Origin of the sequence: Bradyrhizobium sp. 40, from assembly GCF_023100925.1 — a bacterium.
Classification (GTDB): Bacteria; Pseudomonadota; Alphaproteobacteria; order Rhizobiales; family Xanthobacteraceae; genus Bradyrhizobium.
On the sequence record NZ_CP064688.1, the window covers coordinates 6178195 to 6194860 of the forward strand.

The 16666-nt window shown below is 66.1% G+C and carries 14 protein-coding genes; 5 read left to right on the forward strand and 9 right to left on the reverse strand.

Annotated features, from left to right (window positions below; all coding sequences use genetic code 11):
- Positions 1 to 14: 14 nt before the first annotated feature.
- Together IVB40_RS29550 and IVB40_RS29555 are read right to left on the reverse strand one after the other, a co-directional pair.
- Positions 15 to 647, reverse strand: coding sequence for a 2-dehydro-3-deoxy-6-phosphogalactonate aldolase (locus IVB40_RS29550; RefSeq protein WP_247817119.1), 633 nt, complete (start codon positions 645 to 647; stop codon positions 15 to 17).
- Positions 648 to 660: 13 nt separating this feature from the next.
- Entirely contained in the window at positions 661 to 1575 is a 915-nt protein-coding gene (locus IVB40_RS29555) for a 2-dehydro-3-deoxygalactonokinase (protein WP_247817120.1), read from the reverse strand.
- Between the two features lie 241 nt (positions 1576 to 1816).
- On the opposite strand from IVB40_RS29555, the gene IVB40_RS29560 reads away from it, so the two are divergent.
- Together IVB40_RS29560 and IVB40_RS29565 are read left to right on the forward strand one after the other, a co-directional pair.
- Complete coding sequence (locus IVB40_RS29560) at positions 1817 to 2914, forward strand: LLM class flavin-dependent oxidoreductase (protein WP_247817121.1); 1098 nt, start codon at positions 1817 to 1819, stop codon at positions 2912 to 2914.
- A gap of 57 nt (positions 2915 to 2971) precedes the next feature.
- Positions 2972 to 3526: a flavin reductase family protein gene (locus tag IVB40_RS29565; RefSeq protein ID WP_247817122.1), complete on the forward strand. Its 555-nt coding sequence runs from the start codon at positions 2972 to 2974 to the stop codon at positions 3524 to 3526.
- Between the two features lie 78 nt (positions 3527 to 3604).
- Here the strand turns inward: IVB40_RS29565 and IVB40_RS29570 are convergent, their stop codons facing one another.
- From IVB40_RS29570 to IVB40_RS29585, 4 genes are all read right to left on the reverse strand, one after another.
- Positions 3605 to 5473, reverse strand: coding sequence for a sigma-54-dependent Fis family transcriptional regulator (locus IVB40_RS29570; RefSeq protein ID WP_247817123.1), 1869 nt, complete (start codon positions 5471 to 5473; stop codon positions 3605 to 3607).
- A gap of 110 nt (positions 5474 to 5583) precedes the next feature.
- Positions 5584 to 8889 (reverse strand): carboxyl transferase domain-containing protein, encoded by a 3306-nt coding sequence (locus tag IVB40_RS29575; RefSeq protein ID WP_247817124.1) that lies wholly within the window; start codon positions 8887 to 8889, stop codon positions 5584 to 5586.
- Positions 8890 to 9016: 127 nt separating this feature from the next.
- Positions 9017 to 9700, reverse strand: coding sequence for an aspartate/glutamate racemase family protein (locus tag IVB40_RS29580; RefSeq protein ID WP_247817125.1), 684 nt, complete (start codon positions 9698 to 9700; stop codon positions 9017 to 9019).
- 12 nt (positions 9701 to 9712) lie between these two features.
- The gene (locus IVB40_RS29585; RefSeq protein ID WP_247817126.1) at positions 9713 to 11395 is read right to left on the reverse strand and encodes a cache domain-containing protein; all 1683 of its coding nucleotides are present in this window, start codon (positions 11393 to 11395) and stop codon (positions 9713 to 9715) included.
- 445 nt (positions 11396 to 11840) lie between these two features.
- Here IVB40_RS29585 and IVB40_RS29590 point away from each other — a divergent pair, with 445 nt between their 5' ends.
- On the forward strand, positions 11841 to 12191 hold the full coding sequence (locus IVB40_RS29590; protein WP_247817127.1) for a hypothetical protein: 351 nt from the start codon (positions 11841 to 11843) through the stop codon (positions 12189 to 12191).
- 11 nt (positions 12192 to 12202) lie between these two features.
- Positions 12203 to 12676 (forward strand): hypothetical protein, encoded by a 474-nt coding sequence (locus tag IVB40_RS29595; RefSeq protein WP_247817128.1) that lies wholly within the window; start codon positions 12203 to 12205, stop codon positions 12674 to 12676.
- 3 nt (positions 12677 to 12679) lie between these two features.
- On the opposite strand, the gene IVB40_RS29600 is transcribed toward IVB40_RS29595, so the two are convergent.
- The gene (locus IVB40_RS29600) at positions 12680 to 13279 is read right to left on the reverse strand and encodes a TetR/AcrR family transcriptional regulator (protein ID WP_247817129.1); all 600 of its coding nucleotides are present in this window, start codon (positions 13277 to 13279) and stop codon (positions 12680 to 12682) included.
- 110 nt (positions 13280 to 13389) lie between these two features.
- Between IVB40_RS29600 and IVB40_RS29605 the strand changes: the two genes are divergently transcribed.
- Positions 13390 to 13767 carry a tautomerase family protein gene (locus IVB40_RS29605; protein ID WP_247817130.1) on the forward strand — a complete coding sequence of 126 codons (378 nt, stop codon included), beginning with the start codon at positions 13390 to 13392 and terminating at the stop codon, positions 13765 to 13767.
- Between the two features lie 2 nt (positions 13768 to 13769).
- Here the strand turns inward: IVB40_RS29605 and IVB40_RS29610 are convergent, their stop codons facing one another.
- Both IVB40_RS29610 and IVB40_RS29615 read right to left on the reverse strand, forming a co-directional pair.
- Entirely contained in the window at positions 13770 to 14720 is a 951-nt protein-coding gene (locus tag IVB40_RS29610; RefSeq protein ID WP_247817131.1) for a GTP-binding protein, read from the reverse strand.
- 3 nt (positions 14721 to 14723) lie between these two features.
- Positions 14724 to 16214 (reverse strand): amidohydrolase family protein, encoded by a 1491-nt coding sequence (locus IVB40_RS29615; protein ID WP_247817132.1) that lies wholly within the window; start codon positions 16212 to 16214, stop codon positions 14724 to 14726.
- Between the last annotated feature and the right edge of the window lie 452 nt (positions 16215 to 16666).

Genomic DNA, 16666 nt, shown 5'->3' on the forward strand with positions numbered 1-16666 from the left:
TGTTTATTGCTGCTTCAGTCTTTCGCAATCGCCCGATCGTAGGCCGCGATCGTCAACTTTGCGCGAGCGGCAACCTCCGTTGCCGTCATGCCGGGCTTGTAGAGGCTGGAGCCGAGCCCGAACGCGGTGACGCCGCCCTTGATATACTCCGCGAAATTCTGGTCGGAGACCCCGCCGACGGCGGCGATCATCACGCCGGCCGGCAGCACGGCACGGATCGCGGCGATGCCGGACGCGCCGAGCACGCTTGCCGGAAAGAATTTCAGGCCAGAGGCGCCGGAGCGCGCGGCCAGCAGCGCCTCGGTCGGCGAGAACACGCCCGGTAGCGTGACCATGGCGTATTGGTGCGCACGCGTGAGCACCTGTGTATCGACATTCGGCGACACCGTCAGCTTGCCGCCGACATCGTTGAGCCGATCGACATCCGCTGTGGTCAGCACCGTGCCGGCGCCGATCAGCACGCCGGCCGGCGCGAGCTTGACGGCGATGGCGATGGAGCGGAACGGATCGGGCGAGTTTAACGGGATTTCGATCGCGGTCATGCCGGCCTCGATCAGCACGCCGACGATGGCCTCGGCTTCCTCCGGCTTGATGCCGCGCAGGATCGCGACCAGTGGCCGTTTCATCGCCGGAAAGGGAACACTCATCTCGACTATCCTCTCATTTCGTCCAGATCGCGCCAGCCGCCATCGACAGACCGCGGCGGACGGCTTCATCGGCATCGACCGGCTTCACGGTGACCGACAGCGCGTCGAAAGCCAGCCTGTACAGCATTGCGAGCCGCCCCGAGGCAATCAGCGTGATTCCAGCTTTCGGCATCGCGCCGGAGAGCCCTGCCGCCAGTTCGACGCCGATCAACGTGCCTGACAGCGTTTCGCGCGCCGCGGCCGGTGTGCCCCCGAACAGGAGCTGACGCGACCGCGCGCCGAACAGAAAATTGGCGGCGAAGGCCGGTGCTTCGTACGCGGCCTTCACCGCAGCCTGGAAGCTCGTGACATCCTCGGCGTCTTCGGCGCCCGCGACCGCAAGCGACAAAATCGTCTCGCGCGACACGACGCTGAAGAGCTCGCCGGTGATAAAGGTAGAGAAATGCGCGACCATATCGTCCTTCAGGCGCACCCATTTCGAATGCGTTCCGGGCATGCAGACCAGCGATTCACCGGCGGCATTGAGACCGAGCGCGCCGAGCAGCTGCGTCTCCTCGCCGCGCATCACGTCCGGTGCTTTTGCATCGCGCTGCGCGATACCCGGCAGAATGCGGATGTCGCGCGCTTCGCCGGACACGCGCGCCGCCTGCTTCAGAACAGCGGAGAGTGGCGCGGGCGTATCGACATAACCGGCCTCGATCCAGCCGGTACGCGCGCCGGCCATGCCGCAGACGAGGACAGGCAGATGATCGGGCGCCTCGACTGCCGCGAGATGCGATTGCAGCACGGCGGCAAAGCCGGCCTTCGCGGCCACCAGCATGCCCTCGTCGCTGCGGCGCTCAGCGAGCACCTCGCCGGCGCGGTCGATCAGCCAGAGCCGGAAGCTGCTGGTGCCCCAGTCCACCGCGACATAGGCAGGTTCGGTCATCTCAACGCGTATCCTCGTCTCACCGCCGAGACGCCGTCTCGCGACAATGAGACGGGGCCCCCGCAAATCTGCCCCGGGATATCGGCTATTGCTGCCGCAAACCAGCCTTTTTTCGCGGGTCTGGGGCGCCGTTCGCGGTGGCACACCGCTTGCGAAGAGGTGGCACACCGCTTGCTAAAGCGTTCCCGCTCACGTCCGTGAACCGCGCAACAAGACGCGTCAACATCAGATGAGGAAACCCATGGAGATCGGTTATTTCACGATGCCTTCGCACCCGCCGGAGTGCGGCCTGAAGGAAGGGAACGACTGGGACCTGCAGGTCATGTGCTGGCTCGACGAGCTCGGCTATCAGGAGGCCTGGGTCGGTGAGCACCACACCGCGCCCTGGGAACCCAATCCCACGCCGGATCTGCTGATCGCACAGGCGCTGATGCAGACCAAGAATATCCGCATCGGACCGGGCGGCTTCCTGCTGCCCTATCACCACCCGGCCGAGCTCGCCAACCGCGTCGCGATGCTCGATCACCTCTCCGGGGGACGACTCAATTTCGGAGTTGCGGCCAGCGGCCTGCCAAGCGACTGGGCCATGTTCAACGTCGACGGCATGAGCGGACAGAACCGCGACATGACGCGCGAGGCGCTGGAGATCATTCTGAAGATGTGGAGCGATCCCGCGCCCTGGACCTACAAGGGCAAGTTCTGGACGGTGACCAAGCCGGACACGATGTTCGATTTCCTCAAGCCGCACATCAAGCCGTTGCAGACGCCGCATCCGCCGATCGGCGTCGCCGGACTCTCGAAGAATTCGGACACGCTGAAGCTCGCCGGCGAGCGCGGCTTCATCCCGATGAGCCTCAACCTGAACCCCGCCTATGTCGGCAGTCATTGGGATTCGGTCGTAGCAGGTGCCGCCAAGACCGGACGCAAGCCGGACCGCGCGGATTGGCGGCTGGTGCGCGAGGTGTTCGTCGCCGATACCGACGAGGAAGCGTGGAGGCTCTCGACCGGCGACATGATGGGCCGGATGATGGGCGAGTACTTCCTGCCGCTGCTCGGCCATTTCGGGTTCAAGGACTATTTGAAGCACGCGCCCGACGTGCCCGATAGCGATGTCACCGTCGAATATTGCGCCAAGCGGAACTGGATCGTCGGCTCGCCCGCGACCGTCGCCGAGAAAATCGAGAAGATCTACGAGGAGGTCGGTGGCTTCGGCGTGCTGCTGGTGTTCGGCTTCGACTACAAGCACAAGGCGGAAGCCTGGCATCACTCGCTGTCGCTGCTGAGGAACGAGGTGATGCCGCGCCTGAAGCATCTCGGCTCCGCGCAGAAGGCGGCTTGACCCGACGCGGGTGCGGCGCGATCGTGCCGCACCCGCATCCATTTCGGAGATTTCCGCGTGACGGTGGACGCAAAGGAATTCAAGCAGGCGATGCGCCAGTGCGCGGGCGCCGTGGCGCTGGTGACGGTCGGTGCCGAGCACGGTAAGCGCACGGGGCTGACGGTCACCTCGGCCTGCTCACTGTCGGACTCACCGCCATCCCTGATCGTCTGCGTCAACCGCAACGCCAGTGCGCACGCGCGTATCCGCGAGGAAGGCGCGTTCGCGATCAACTTCCTGCATGAGGACCACGCTCTCCTGGCGCTCACCTTCAGCGGCCAGAAGGGCGTCAATGGCGACGACCGTTTTGCGTTCGGGGAGTGGACGCGCGGGGTGACCGGCGCGCCGGTGCTGAGCGACGCGGTCGCCGCATTCGACTGCGTGCTGGCGCAGGAATTCGAGACGACGACGCATTCGATCTTCGTCGGCGAGGTGCGCGGCGCATCGCATTCCGACGGCGCGGCGCCGCTGGTGTATCTGCGCAGCAGCTTCCACGTCCCTCACGAAATCCGCGGCACCGTAACCGTCGGCGATCTCGACTCACGACATCTGAGCTGGAGCGATTTTTCGTAGGAGCGGCGGCGTTGATGGTGCGCTCTTCCTTCTCCCCTTGCGGGAGAAGGACGAATGTGCGCCGCACGCAGTTGAGGACTACTGCGTCGTCTCGATCTTCAACAGCTTGATCTTACGATAGAGCGTGGCCCGGCTGAGCCTCAGTGCGCGCGCCGCTTCAGTTACACGGCCGCCATGCTTGCGTAATGTCTCCACGATCGTGGCGCGCTCCGCCGCGGCCAGATCCGCTTCCACCGCCCTTCCGCCAAACGGTGGCAGATCGAGATCGGCATCGGTAATCACGCCGTCCTCCGCCGTGCAGCCGGCGAGCCGCAGCACATGTCGGAGCTGGCGCATGTTGCCGGGATAGGGATAGGCCGCCAGTTGCGCCCAGGCCTCGTCCGAGAGGGAGCAGTTCGGCGCTTCCTCGCGCGCGATCTGGCGGATGACGTCGTCGCGGTCGGCGCGCTCGCGCAAGGCCGGCAGCCGCACCTCCATGCCGCGCAGACGGAAATAGAGGTCGGTGCGGAAGGCGCCCTCCTCGGCCATGCGGCCGAGATCGCGATGGGTGGCGCTGATCAGGCGAATGTCGACCGGCACGGGCTTCAGCGCGCCGAGCGGCCACACTTCGCGGTTCTCCAGCACGCGCAACAGCCGCGTCTGCAGCGCGATCGGCATGTCGCCGATCTCGTCGAGGAACAGCGTCCCGCCGTCGGCCTGCACGATCAGACCCTTCGAGCCGTCGCGGCGCGCGCCGGTGAAGGCACCGGCCTCGTAACCGAACAGCTCGGCATCGATCAGGCTTTCCGGCATCGCCGCGCAGTTCAGTGCGACATAGTTGTGGCGCGCGCGATTGCCGGCTGCGTGAATGGCACGGGCGAACACATCCTTGCCGACGCCGGTCTCGCCGTGCAGCAGCACCGGCAGATTGCGATCGCCGATGCTTCTAAGTCGCTTCACGCTCCTGATCAGGCCGGGATCGCGGCCGGCGAGCCGCTGCAGAGCATCGAAGCGATCGACCTGTGCATCGCGGCGCGGCGCGAGCGGACGGCTCGAGACTCTCGCTCGCAGCGGCGGCGCGACATGGCCATGCCCCAACGGAGTGCCATCGGCCCGGCGCAGCTCGACGAGATCGTCTGCGTCGCGCGCGGCGGGATGGTCGAACTTGACGTAGCGCGACAGATCGATGCCGGATGCGATCAAGCCGTCGGTGAGACCCAGCAGCGCGCGCGCCGAACGGCAGGCGCCGACGATGCGGCGATCGTCGTCATAGGCGAGCAGGCCGCTGCCGCCATCGCCCGGTACGGTCGCGATCCATGCGTTGCGGAAATGACCGCGGAAGATCGCACCCTCCATGCGCCGCGTCGCCTCCATCGTCACCGCGAGCGCGAGCTGATGCGCGGTGCGCTCGAGGTCTTCGCGGCAGGAAGTGATGTTCACGGCGCCTGCGAGCCGTCCGGCCTGGTCGAACAGCGGCGTCACGGCGCAGGAAAACATGTGCCACTGCGCGCGAAAATGCTCGTCGCGATGCACCAGGATCGGCTTCTGCTCGGCGAGCGCGGTACCGAGCCCGTTGGTGCCTTCAAAAGCCTCGGAAAAATTCGACCCCGTGTAGATCTTCCAGTCCATGAACAGTCTTGCGTCGGCCTCGCCGGGCAGACGGCTGAACAGCATGGTTGCGTTCACGTCTGCCAGATTGACGCAATAGCCGGCATCGCGCAGCACCCGGGCGAGGTCGTCGAGCTCCGGCGTTGCGAGCCGGATCGTCTCTTCCATCGGTTCGGCGACGTGACGGATCTCGGCTTCGGTGAGCGTCTGCGGCGGCCCCTGACGGGCGGGATCGAGCTTGTGGCTGACCAGGCAACGCCGCCAGGAATTGGCAATGCGCGAAGAGGCATCGACGTCGGCCACGTGATTGGCGACGGACAAGACGCGGGCGACATGGTTCGAGGCCGAAAGGCTGGCCATCGCGGACGTCTCCACCCTATATTATTGTGCAAAGTCTGGCACCGCAGGCGGGGATGTCAATCGGGAACCAGGAAGGCGGCGAAGCGCAAATCGGAATTGCTGCACCGCCCTCACCACGTATCGATGCACGGCCGCTTCTTTCCATTCCGCGCCGGCGGCTTCGGCACCGAGCGCAGGCCCGCCATGATCCAACGCCGCGTCTCGGCGGGATCGATGACGTTGTCGATCTCGAACACGGAGGCGATCGAGACAGCCTTGCCGTTGGCATAGAGCTCGGCGACCTTGTTGCGATGATAAGTCTCGCGCTCGGCGGGGTCGGCGATCGCCTCCATTTCCTTGCGGAAGCCGAGGCGGACGTAACCCTCCAGGCCCATGCCGCCGAATTCGCCGGTCGGCCAGGCCGCGGTAAAGAACGAGGCGTGGAAGCCGCCGCCGATCATCGACTGCGCCCCGAGCCCATAGCCCTTGCGCAGCACGATGCCGAACAGCGGCACAGTCAGGCTCGCGCCCGTCACGAACATGCGCGAGACGTGGCGTACGATCGCCGTCTTCTCGGCTTCCGGACCGACCATGAAGCCGGGCGTGTCGCACAGCGAGACGATCGGCAGATCGAAGGCGTCGCAGAGCTGGAGGAAGCGCGCGGCCTTGTCGCCGGCATCTGCGTCAATCGCGCCGCCGAGATGGCGCGGATTGTTGGCGATCAGGCCGAACGGTCTGCCCTCGATGCGGATCAACGCGGTGATCATGCCGACGCCGTAATCGCGGCGCAGCTCCAGCACGGAATCCTTGTCCGCGACGAGGTTGATCACGTCGCGGATGTCGTAGACGCGCAGGCGGTTCTCGGGGATGGCGCGGCGCAGCAGCCGCTGGTCGGCGGCCTGCCAGTCCGTCACCGCCCCCTGGAAATAAGACAGATATTTTTGCGCAACACGCGTCGCCTCCTCCTCGTCCTCGACGAGAATGTCGATGACGCCGTTCGGCGACTGGAACGTAACAGGCCCGACCTCGGCCGGGTGATAGATGCCGAGCCCGCCGCCCTCGATCATCGCGGGGCCCCCCATGCCGATCGAGGCGTTTTTGGTGGCGATGATGACATCGCAGCAGCCGAGCATCGCGGCATTGCCGGCGAAGCAGTAACCGGAGACCACGCCGATGACCGGCACGAGACCCGAGAGCCGCGCGAACTGCACAAAGGATGGACCATCGAGGCCGGTCGTGCCGAGCCGATCGGTATCACCGGGCCGGCCGCCACCGCCTTCGGCATAAAACACCAGCGGCACGCGCCAATCTTCCGCGAGCGTCAGCATGCGGTCGATCTTCTTGTGGTTCATGTGGCCCTGCGTGCCCGCGAGCACGGTGTAGTCATAGGCCACGACGATGCAGCGACCGCCTTCAGGGCCGAACTTTTCGGCGTTGACGGTCGCGACGCCCATGACGAGGCCGTCGGCCGGCGTGTTCTTGACGAGATCGTCGAGCTTGCGCCGGCGCCGCTGCGCCGCGATCGCAAGGCTGCCGTACTCCATGAACGAGCCGTCGTCGACGAGCTGCGCGACATTCTCGCGCGCGGTGCGCTGATTGGTGTTGCGGCGGCGCTCGACCGAGGCAGGGCGATTTTCGTCGAGCGTGTTGGCCTGGCGCGCGATCAGTTCGGCGAGATCGGGACGGATCTGGTCGAGATCGATATCGGTTTCCGTTGCCGACGCGTCCGCCGCAACGTCGAGCGGCTCCAGATACATGATCGGCTCGCCATGCATCAGCGTGTCACCGTCGCCGGCGAGTAGCTGCATGACGCGGCCGCCCTGCTCGGCCATGACCAGATGTTCCATTTTCATGGATTCGATCACGGCGAGCTGCTGGCCCGGGCGCACGACCTCGCCTTCCTTCACCTGAATAGTGGCAATGGTGCCTTGCAGGGGCGCCGCGACCATTACCGTCCCTTCGGGCACGGTCTGTGCCGTATGCGCCTCGGTGCCGGGACCGCCGCTTCGCTCCGTTGCCACAAAATAGAGTGGTTTGGCCGCGCCATCCGCGGCTTCGACGAGCTTGCCGATATTGCGATCGATGAAGTCTGTCGCGATCCGGTTGGACCGGAAGTCGGGATGCGCCAGCACGGCCTGGAGGAAGCCGATATTGGTGATGACGCCGTCGATCCGAAACTCGCGCAAGGCACGCGAAGCCTTGGCGACGACGTCGTGCCAGGCTTCACCAGGCGTATGCACGATGACCTTTGCCAGCAGCGAGTCGAAGGCGGCGCTGGTCTTGTAGCCGGCATAACCGAAACTATCGACGCGGACGCCGGGGCCTGACGGCGGCTCGAACACGGCAAGCACGCCGCCGGTCGGGTGCGTCGCCCCTAGCTCGTCCAGCGTCTCCATGTTGACGCGGAGCTGCATGGCATAGCCGCGCGGCTTCGGAATCGAGCCTTGCGCCAGGCCGACCGAGGCAAGCGAGGCACCGGCGGCGACCGCGAGCTGGGCGCGGACGAGGTCGAGACCCAGCACCTCTTCCGTCACGGTGTGCTCGACCTGGAGCCGCGGGTTGGCCTCGATGAAGGCAAAACTGTCTTCGGCGGCGCCGTCGACCAGGAACTCGAACGTGCCGAGATTGTCGTACGACGCGGCCACGGCGAGTTGCTTCGCCGCCTCGATGATACGGCCACGCAAGCCGTCGCCGAGCGACGGGCTGGGCGCCACCTCGATCAGCTTCTGGTGCCGGCGCTGGATGGTGCATTCGCGTTCCCAAAGATGAGAGATCGCACCGTGGCGGTCGCCGATGATCTGCACCTCGATATGGCGCGCTTGCCGGATCAACCGCTCGGCATAGACGCCGTCGAAGCCGAACGCGGCCTTGGCCTCGGACTGGCAGCGCGCGTAGGCCTCCGCCAGATCGGCAGCGCGCTCGACCACGCGCATGCCGCGCCCGCCGCCGCCGGCCATCGCCTTGATCACGATCGCCGCGTTGCTGCCGAGCGAGGCGAAGAACGCCGCGATGTCCTCCAGCGAGGACGGCCCGCTGGTGCCGGCAATGATCGGCACGCCGCAGCGCTTTGCCAGTTGCCGTGCCGCCACCTTGTCGCCGAACAGTTCGAGCGCCGTCGGCTTCGGCCCGACGAAGGCAAGGCCAGCGTGGGCACAGGCCGTGGCGAATGCAGCGTTCTCGCTGAGGAAACCGTAGCCGGGATGCACGGCGTCGCAGCCGGACGCCATTGCCGCCTTCACCACGGCCTCGATGTCGAGATAGGCCCGTGCGCCGCGGCCGGGGATTTCAACGGCCTCATCGGCAACCCGCACATGCAGCGACAGCGCATCGTCCGCGGGATGGATCGCAACCGTTGCGAGGCCGGAATCGGCTGCGGCGCGCGCGATGCGGATGGCGATCTCGCCGCGATTGGCGATCAGGAGCTTCTTGAACGACATGCAGCGTCTCCATGCCCGCGTGCCCAGGCGCGGGTCGGCAGGTCCGATGGTTCTGCTTCGTCACTTTAACCGAGGCCGTCAAGGGCAAGAACGCCGGTCGCGACGACCGTTCCCGCGGGCCGGAATTTCAGTCGGTCGCTTGCGCCGTGATGAGGCGAATAATCCGCGCCACGGCAGACGGGATCGGGGCGATGATCGGCACGGTGAACATCGGCTGAAGCTCGCGCGCAGCTTCGCCCAGCGGCCCGCCGCCGATGATGACGGCCTCCGCGCCATCCTGCGCGATGCAGGCCTCGACCGCGCCGGCGAGCGCTGCGCGCAGCCGCGCCGGATCGCGCATCAGCTCCTGCGGATCGCCCTCCGCGAAGCGGACGCCGGTGTAATACGATCGCAGCCCCAGCGCGTCCGGCAAGGCGTCGATCTTCGCTTCCAGCAGCGGCGTCGTGGTCGCCACGCCGAAGCGGCGGCTGTTCTCGGCAGCTGCCAGCATCGAGGACTCACCGATGCCGACCGCGGGCAGTTCTATCGCGGCTTTGATCCCGGCCAATCCGGGATCGCCGAACGCCGCGACGATGATGCCGTCGCATGCATGCCGGTTCGACTGCGCGATCTCCAGAACTTCGGTGGAAGCTGCATCCAACGCATCCGGCGTCACGATCATTTGCGGCGCGCGCGTTGCGGTCGCGCCGTCGATGTCGAAGCCGTCCACGGTGGCCGACCTCGCGATGGCGACCATCATCTCGGTGGTCGCCACGGAACTGTTTGGATTGATCAGGAGAATGCGCGCGCGCCGATAGGAAGTTTGGCCCATCCCCCTGCTATACTAAGCCGCCCGCACCCCTGCAACGAAAGCGCTGACCTCGTCTTCCAGCGATTGCAGCTTCTGCGATAGCCGGCCGCTCGATTGCAGCACGAGGCCGGCGGCCTGGCCGGTCTCCGCCGTCGCATCGGTCACACCCGAGATGTTCTGCGAAACCTGGTCGGTGCCGGAGGCGGCCTCCCTTACGCTGTTGGCGATCGCCGCGGTCGCGGCGCCCTGCTCTTCGACCGCTGCGGCGATCGACGAGGAGATCTCGTTGACCTCCATGATGGTGCTGCGGATGCTCTCGATGTTGCCGACGACCTGGTTGGTCTCGGCCTGGATCGCGGTGATCTGCGCGCCGATCTCGTCGGTCGCCTTCGCGGTCTGGCTCGCCAGCGACTTCACTTCGCTTGCCACCACCGCAAACCCCTTGCCGGCCTCGCCGGCGCGCGCTGCCTCGATGGTGGCATTGAGCGCGAGCAAATTGGTCTGCGAGGCGATCTGGTTGATGAGGTCGATGACCTCGCCGATCTTGTGCGCGGCGGCAGCCAGCCCCTGCACGGTGTCGTTGGTGCGCTGACCGTCGGCGGCGGCCTTGTCGGCGACCGTCGCGGCCTGCGCGACGCGCTGGCTGATCTCGGTGATCGAGGACGACAGCTGCGCGGCGGCGGAGGCCACCGTCTGCACGTTGCTCGAAGCCTGCTGACAGGCGGTGGCGACGAAGCTCGCGCGGTCGGTCGCCTTGTTGGCGGTTTCGGACATGCCCTGCGCGGCCTGCTGCATCGCGCGCGCCTCGTTGAAGACGTCGCGGACGACGGCCTGAACGTTCGCCTCGAACTTGCCGGCGAGATCGGTCATCGTCCTGCGCTTCTCCTCGTCGGCCTTCTGCTTCGTCTCCTGCTGTTCAGTGTGCATCCGGCCGACCTCCGCAGCATTGTCCTTGAACACGGCCAGCGCCTTGGCGAGCCCGCCGATCTCGTCGCGACGGTCGGTATGGGGCACGTCGAACGCGCTATCGCCGGAGGCGAGGCGCTCGGTGAGCGCGGTGATCTTCGCAAGCGGCCGCGTCACGCTGCGGCCGATCACGAAGGAGGCGCCGAGCACGAGCACGAACACGACCAGGCACACCAAGGCGAAGGTCATCGCATTCTGGCGGAAGACGGCGTCGACGTCGTCGAGATAGATCCCGGTGCCAATGATCCAGCCCCAGGGCGCAAAGCCCTTCACATAGGAGATTTTCCCGACCGGCTGGTCGAAGCCGGGCTTCGGCCAGAGATAGCTGTAGAAGCCCGCCCCCTGCTTCTTGACGACGTCAACGAAGCCGACGAACAGCGCGTTGCCGGACGGATCCTTCATCCCGGAGAGATCCTTGCCGTCGAGCTCCGGCTTGATCGGATGCATGACCATCTTGGGGGTCATGTCGTTCAGCCAAAAATACTCGACCTTGTCGTAGCGCAGGCTCTTGATCTCCGCGATCGCGGCGGCCTGCGCCTGCTCGCGTGGAAGCTTTCCTTCGCTCTCGAGCTTCTGGTAGTGCGCCAGGATGCCGTAGCCGACGTCGACCATGTGCTGCGTCTTGGCCTCACGGTCCGCGATCATCTGCGCGCGCAGCGTCGAGAGCGCGATCGGCGCCAGCGCGATCATGCCAAGGAGGCTGATGCCGACAATCAGGACCAGCTTGAAACTGATGCGGGAGAAAAACATCGGTGCTCGCAAGATTTGGAAGGGCTGATATGCCAGTTTATCCCGCGTCCCTTAGCAAAGCTTTAAGCATTCGGTTCCCGCAAAACCCCGCAAACTCCGTAGGATCCTACCGGCATGCCCCGGACGGCCTGGCAGGTTCACGAGGCGGGCTGCATCCGAGATGCGAACTCTTCAAAACTAGAAGACCTCGACATCGCCCCTCCGAGCGTTGACTTGCAGGGGGCTCCGACGGAACGATCGCGTAGATCATCAGCGCCAGCCCGGGGCGCGGGCGCAGCCGGAGGCCAGAGGCTCAATGCATCAATCGACATCGACAGGGTCCCTCGACCTTCCGGCGCTGAGCGCGGCGGAGCGGCTCTTCATCTGGGGATTTCGGGCCAAGGCACGCAGCGGAAGCGCTGTTCCCACCGCGGCCGACATCCAGCAAGTGTACGACCATTTTCGCGTGGGCGACGCCGTGCCGTCGCTGGAATCCATCATCGAGATCCTTGCCTGCACGGCGCATACGGCGATCGCGGTGCACTGCCCGACCTGCCCGCGCATGTCCGACAGCGAGCACGGGATGTTGCGGGCAATCGCCGCCGCGCAGAAAGAGCGCGATGATATCGCGCGCGAACAGTTCGAATGCTGGCTACCGCCGGTCAGCGCCGATTGGGCTCTCGCACCCGTGCGCGGGCTTGCAACGATCTTCCGCATGGCGGGTCTCATCCTGCCCGACCGACACGTTCCGTCTTTCGACCACGACCGGACAATGGCGATGAAGAGCTGGCTGGTCGGAAGCCCCACGTTGCACTGACGAGATCGCGCATGATGCAGGACAGTTGCGGCGCTGTGTCTGTCACGGAAGCCGGCCAGGCGCGGCTCTGTCCGCTTCGGGTCGCGCTTGCGACGCGGCCTGACTTCGAGAGCTACGATGATTTTGGCCGCGTCACGCTCTCGCTGTTCCGGTTCATCGCTGCCGCCTATGCGACCGGCGCGGCCGATTGCTGGGAGGCGGCCTATCGCTTTGCCGACGAGGCGCCTTGCATCGCCGACAGCCCGCTGCTGGTCGCACGCGTTGCCGCGCTCGTCAGAATCCTGCGCAGCGGTCGGCCCTGCCAATTGTGCTTCATGCCGCCGTCGTGCCGGCGCCTGTCGAAGGACGAGGCGGAATTGATGCGGCTGCTGGCGGTGGCGCGCGGCAACCAGCCAGGTGAGCTCGAATCTGCCGTTTGCCAGTTCGTCGGCGACGAGAACGGGATTGCGACAACCAGGGCGGTTAACGCGCTCGCGGTCTGCTGACACCTAGCCGCCCTTCTTGCCGAGCACGAGATCGATGGTGAGGGACGCGATCTTGCGCAGCTGCGGCTCGTCGCCGAAGGCGCGTTCGAGCACGGCGAGGCCGCGCGTCACGGTGATGATGTGCAGTGCCGCGGCCGCGGAATTGCCGCTGAACTCGCCGCGCGCCGCACCCGCCGACAACGTCTCCTGAACCAGAACAGTGATGCGCGAGATGAGATTCGCGAAGGCCTGCCGCGCCTCCTCGTCCAGCCCCTCGCCTTCGGCCGCGCCGAGCTCCATCAAGCCGCGCGTGGTCGGACATCCCCGCGGCGGCGAGCCCGCGCGGAAGTTGCTGATGGTCAGGTCGAAGAACGCGGTGAGGCGCTTTCGCAAGCTGCCCGCACCGAGCGCCTTTTGCAAAGCGACGAGATAGTCTCCCGCATAGCGCTCGTACGCCTGCAGGAATAGCGCCTCCTTGCTGCCGAAGGCGTTGTAGAGGCTGCCGCGCTGCACACCGGCGTCGCGCGCGATGTCCGACAGCGAGGTGCCGCGCACGCCCTTGCGCCAGAACTGGTCGAAGGCGATGCGCAGGACATCGTCATGGTCGAATTCGCGCGGCCTCAAGCTTTGCTCCCGCCAGGCATATTTGACACGATGTCAAAAACATGTTTTCTTGACGCCGCGTCAAAAACAAACTGGGGCCCACGCAGCCTTTCGTCAATGAGGAATTCGCGATGCCTCTCCTCCACATCTCGATGCGCGCCGGAAAGCCGGAAGCCTACCGGAAGGCGATCCTCGACGGCCTCTACCGCGCCATGCGCGAGGCGCTGAACGTCCCCGAAGGCGACGAGTTCATGACCATTAGCGAGCTTTCGCCCGCGAACTTCCGCTGCGGCAACGCCTCCGGCGTCACGCGCAGCGACGATGCCGTGCTGATCCAGATCACCGTATTCGCCTCGCGCACACCCGAGCAGAAGAAGGCCCTGTACCGGCGGATCGCGGATCTGCTCGGCGAAAACCCTGGCATCCGCCCCGAGGACGTGTTCGTCAACGTCCTCGATGCGCCCGCGGAGAACTGGTCCGTCGGCCACGGCGTTGCGCAATTCGCTTGAGCTTATAGCTTCACCGATCCAACGCACGTCTCCATGATCCCGTCGAGCTCCGCCTTCGAGAGCACCCCGAGCTCGGCGATGAAGACGATCCGCGCGCGCGGCAGAGCGGTGGCATCACCAACGGCGAGCCCGGCTTCACCCGGCGCCAGCGTGGCGCGGCCGGCGGCGAATTGAAACACCATCTGGCGCCCGGGCTGCTCGACGGTCTCGAACAGGCCTTTTGCCCGCGCGAGTTTTGGCGCAAGCCGGCCGATCGCCTGCTGCAGGCGGGGCAGCGAGATCGGCTGGTCCGAGGTCCAGCTCAGCGTTTCGAAGCGTTGCTCTGCCGGCCGTCGCGGTCCGGACTCGCGTCGCGCGGGGGCCCGATGGACGGTCGCGGGAAACAGCAGCGCGGACGGAATCTCGCCGTGCGGCGCATCGACCACCACGGCAGGAACGCGCTGCGCGCGGATGGCCTCGCGCATCCGCCCACCCGCACCCTCGTCCGCCAGATCCAGCTTGCTCAGCGCCACGATGTCGGCGACGCGCAGCTGCGAACGATGCAGCGCGTCGTCCAGGGCGGCGGGCGGTGTCGTCGCGTCCATCACGCAGAGCACGGTTTCGAGCGGCGCCTCACGCAGGATCACGGGGTCCATCAAATTGCGGACGATGTCGGCGGGATCAGCGACGCCACTGGTCTCGATGACGATGTACTCCGGTTTCGGATCACGCCGCAGCAGCGTCGCGAGCGTGCGCAGGAGGTCGCCCTCGAGCGTGCAGCAGATGCAGCCATTGGCGAGACTAACCACGCCGTCGCTCGCACCCGCGATCAGCTCGGCATCGATGTTGATCGCACCGAAATCGTTGACTACAGCGGCGATCCGCCGCCCCTCCGCATGCGCCAGCAGATGGTTCACGACAGTGGTCTTGCCGGCCCCCAAGAAACCCGTCACCAGGAGAACGGGGACCGGCATGTCTCAGCCTCCGACGACGGGGCGGCGCACGGGACGGCCGGGCCGCGCCGCCACGTCCAGCACACCATCGCTGATTAGTATCTCGCCGCTGACGATCAGATGCCGCACGCCTTCGGACGGGCGGTTCATCGCCGTGAAGGTCGCACGATCCGAGAGCTTCTCGTAATCGAACACGACGATGTCGGCATCGGCGTCCTTCGCGAGCCTGCCCTTGGCGCGCATCGCGGGCGTGCTCTGCGACAGGATCTCCGCCGGGATCAGCGCGCATTTGCGTACGCCTTCGAGCAGCGACACGGTCTTGCGCTCGCGCACCCATTCGCGGATGAATTTCGTGAAGCAGCCGGCCGATCGCGGATGCGAGGTGGCGTCATCCGGCAGCGGCCAGGCATCGCCGGTGTAGGTCTTGCCGTCCGACGTCGTCCACGGCATCGCGTCGGAGGCGATGGCGCCGCCGGGATAGAGCACCGACATGTCGAGGAGGTCGCGGTGATGCGCATTGTTCTCGGTGTCGAGGATGTGCCACAGCACCAGCGACGACGGCTCGTCAGCCTGCGCCTTCAGGAGCTCCTCGCGATCGCTGAAGCGATGGCCGTCGGTGACCCGCTGCACGGAATCATAACCGGTGCCGTTGCGCTCGACGAATTCGGGGTCGCCGAAGAACGCAGCCGCCAGCACGGTCGAGCCGGTGCCGTAGGGATAGGCCTCGACGGTGATGGGCAGGCCCTGCGCCTGCGCTTTCGCGATCAGCACGCGGCAGCGCTCGACGTCGGTCTTGCTCGACGAGTTGAAATGGCAGATGTGCATGCGCGCGCCGGTGGCGCCGGCATAGCCGATCAGGCGGATATAGGCTTCCGCCGCGCTCTCGGGGTCGACGCGCGACATGTAGGCGACATGCGTGAAGGTCGGCACGTCCTGCGTGGCCGCGAGCTGGCAGACCGCGGTCAGCTCCTGCACGCCGGCGCCCGGCGCATAGGCATTCAAGATGCCGATGCCGATGCCGCCCTCGTTCAGGCCGCGCGAAAGGCGCTCCAGAATGCCGGCGACCTCCGCATCGCTCGCCACGTTGTCCATCCAGCGGCGATCGCGCATGGCGTTGCCGAACGCCTCCAGCGAGCTCTCGGCGTTGGAGCCCGTCATCGCGCCGATGCGCGCGAAAGCCCAGTTGGTGGCGGCGCCGTAATTCAGCACGCGTCCCTTCCGCGCCTGGCGCTCATACCAGGACCCGACCGGGAGCACGCCGGCTTCGAGATCTAGCGTCGTCGTGACGCCGTCGAACGCCTGCATGCGATCCGCGGGGAGCGACTGGCCGTGCGCATGAAGGTCGATGAAGCCGGGCGCAACCACGAGCCCCGTCGCGTCGATCACCCGCTCGGCACTGCCGAGCCCCGTTCCGACCGCGGCGACCTTACCGTCCATCACCGCCACATCGCCAATCGCGTCCATTCCGCTGGCGGGATCCACCACCCGACCGCCAGAGATCACCAAGCCGCTCATATCGTCACTCCCTCACGCTGAATTCGCATCAAGGCAGATTCCCGGAGGGACGACCACCTCCACCGATGCCGACGCATCATGCTCGCAAGGGAGGCTCGAAAGGGAGGCTCGAAGGGAGGTCAATTCACATGCGGGTCGCGGATACGCGCTCACAGTCTCGCGGCAGGTTTGCCCGAGCTATGCTTCTCGCTTCACCCCTCGAGAAGAAAGGGCGCAGGGAAGACCGGGTGCCGGCTGGCACCCATAAAAACCCCCATGCGAACTGATTGCACACGCGATGCACAGGGGAGCCACAGGGCAGCCGAGACCAGGCCTTCCCTGCGCGATGCTTTGACGGTCTATGCCGTGCTCTCCCCGGAGACGAGTTCCTTCTTGCCTCGGTCACCTCCACGAAATGCTCAGCACCGCGCCGGTTGAGACGCGCTGACGCCTTCGCAAAGGCTTGACCGTAG

Coding starts and splice junctions, on each gene's coding strand:
- IVB40_RS29575 (WP_247817124.1), bottom strand. CDS start 8,889: ATGTCGTTCAAGAAGCTCCTGATCGCCAATCGCGGCGAGATCGCCATC.
- IVB40_RS29615 (WP_247817132.1), bottom strand. CDS start 16,214: ATGAGCGGCTTGGTGATCTCTGGCGGTCGGGTGGTGGATCCCGCCAGC.
- IVB40_RS29580 (WP_247817125.1), bottom strand. CDS start 9,700: ATGGGCCAAACTTCCTATCGGCGCGCGCGCATTCTCCTGATCAATCCA.
- IVB40_RS29560 (WP_247817121.1), top strand. CDS start 1,817: ATGGAGATCGGTTATTTCACGATGCCTTCGCACCCGCCGGAGTGCGGC.
- IVB40_RS29555 (WP_247817120.1), bottom strand. CDS start 1,575: ATGACCGAACCTGCCTATGTCGCGGTGGACTGGGGCACCAGCAGCTTC.
- IVB40_RS29570 (WP_247817123.1), bottom strand. CDS start 5,473: ATGGCCAGCCTTTCGGCCTCGAACCATGTCGCCCGCGTCTTGTCCGTC.
- IVB40_RS29605 (WP_247817130.1), top strand. CDS start 13,390: ATGCCTCTCCTCCACATCTCGATGCGCGCCGGAAAGCCGGAAGCCTAC.
- IVB40_RS29610 (WP_247817131.1), bottom strand. CDS start 14,720: ATGCCGGTCCCCGTTCTCCTGGTGACGGGTTTCTTGGGGGCCGGCAAG.
- IVB40_RS29595 (WP_247817128.1), top strand. CDS start 12,203: ATGATGCAGGACAGTTGCGGCGCTGTGTCTGTCACGGAAGCCGGCCAG.
- IVB40_RS29585 (WP_247817126.1), bottom strand. CDS start 11,395: ATGTTTTTCTCCCGCATCAGTTTCAAGCTGGTCCTGATTGTCGGCATC.
- IVB40_RS29550 (WP_247817119.1), bottom strand. CDS start 647: ATGAGTGTTCCCTTTCCGGCGATGAAACGGCCACTGGTCGCGATCCTG.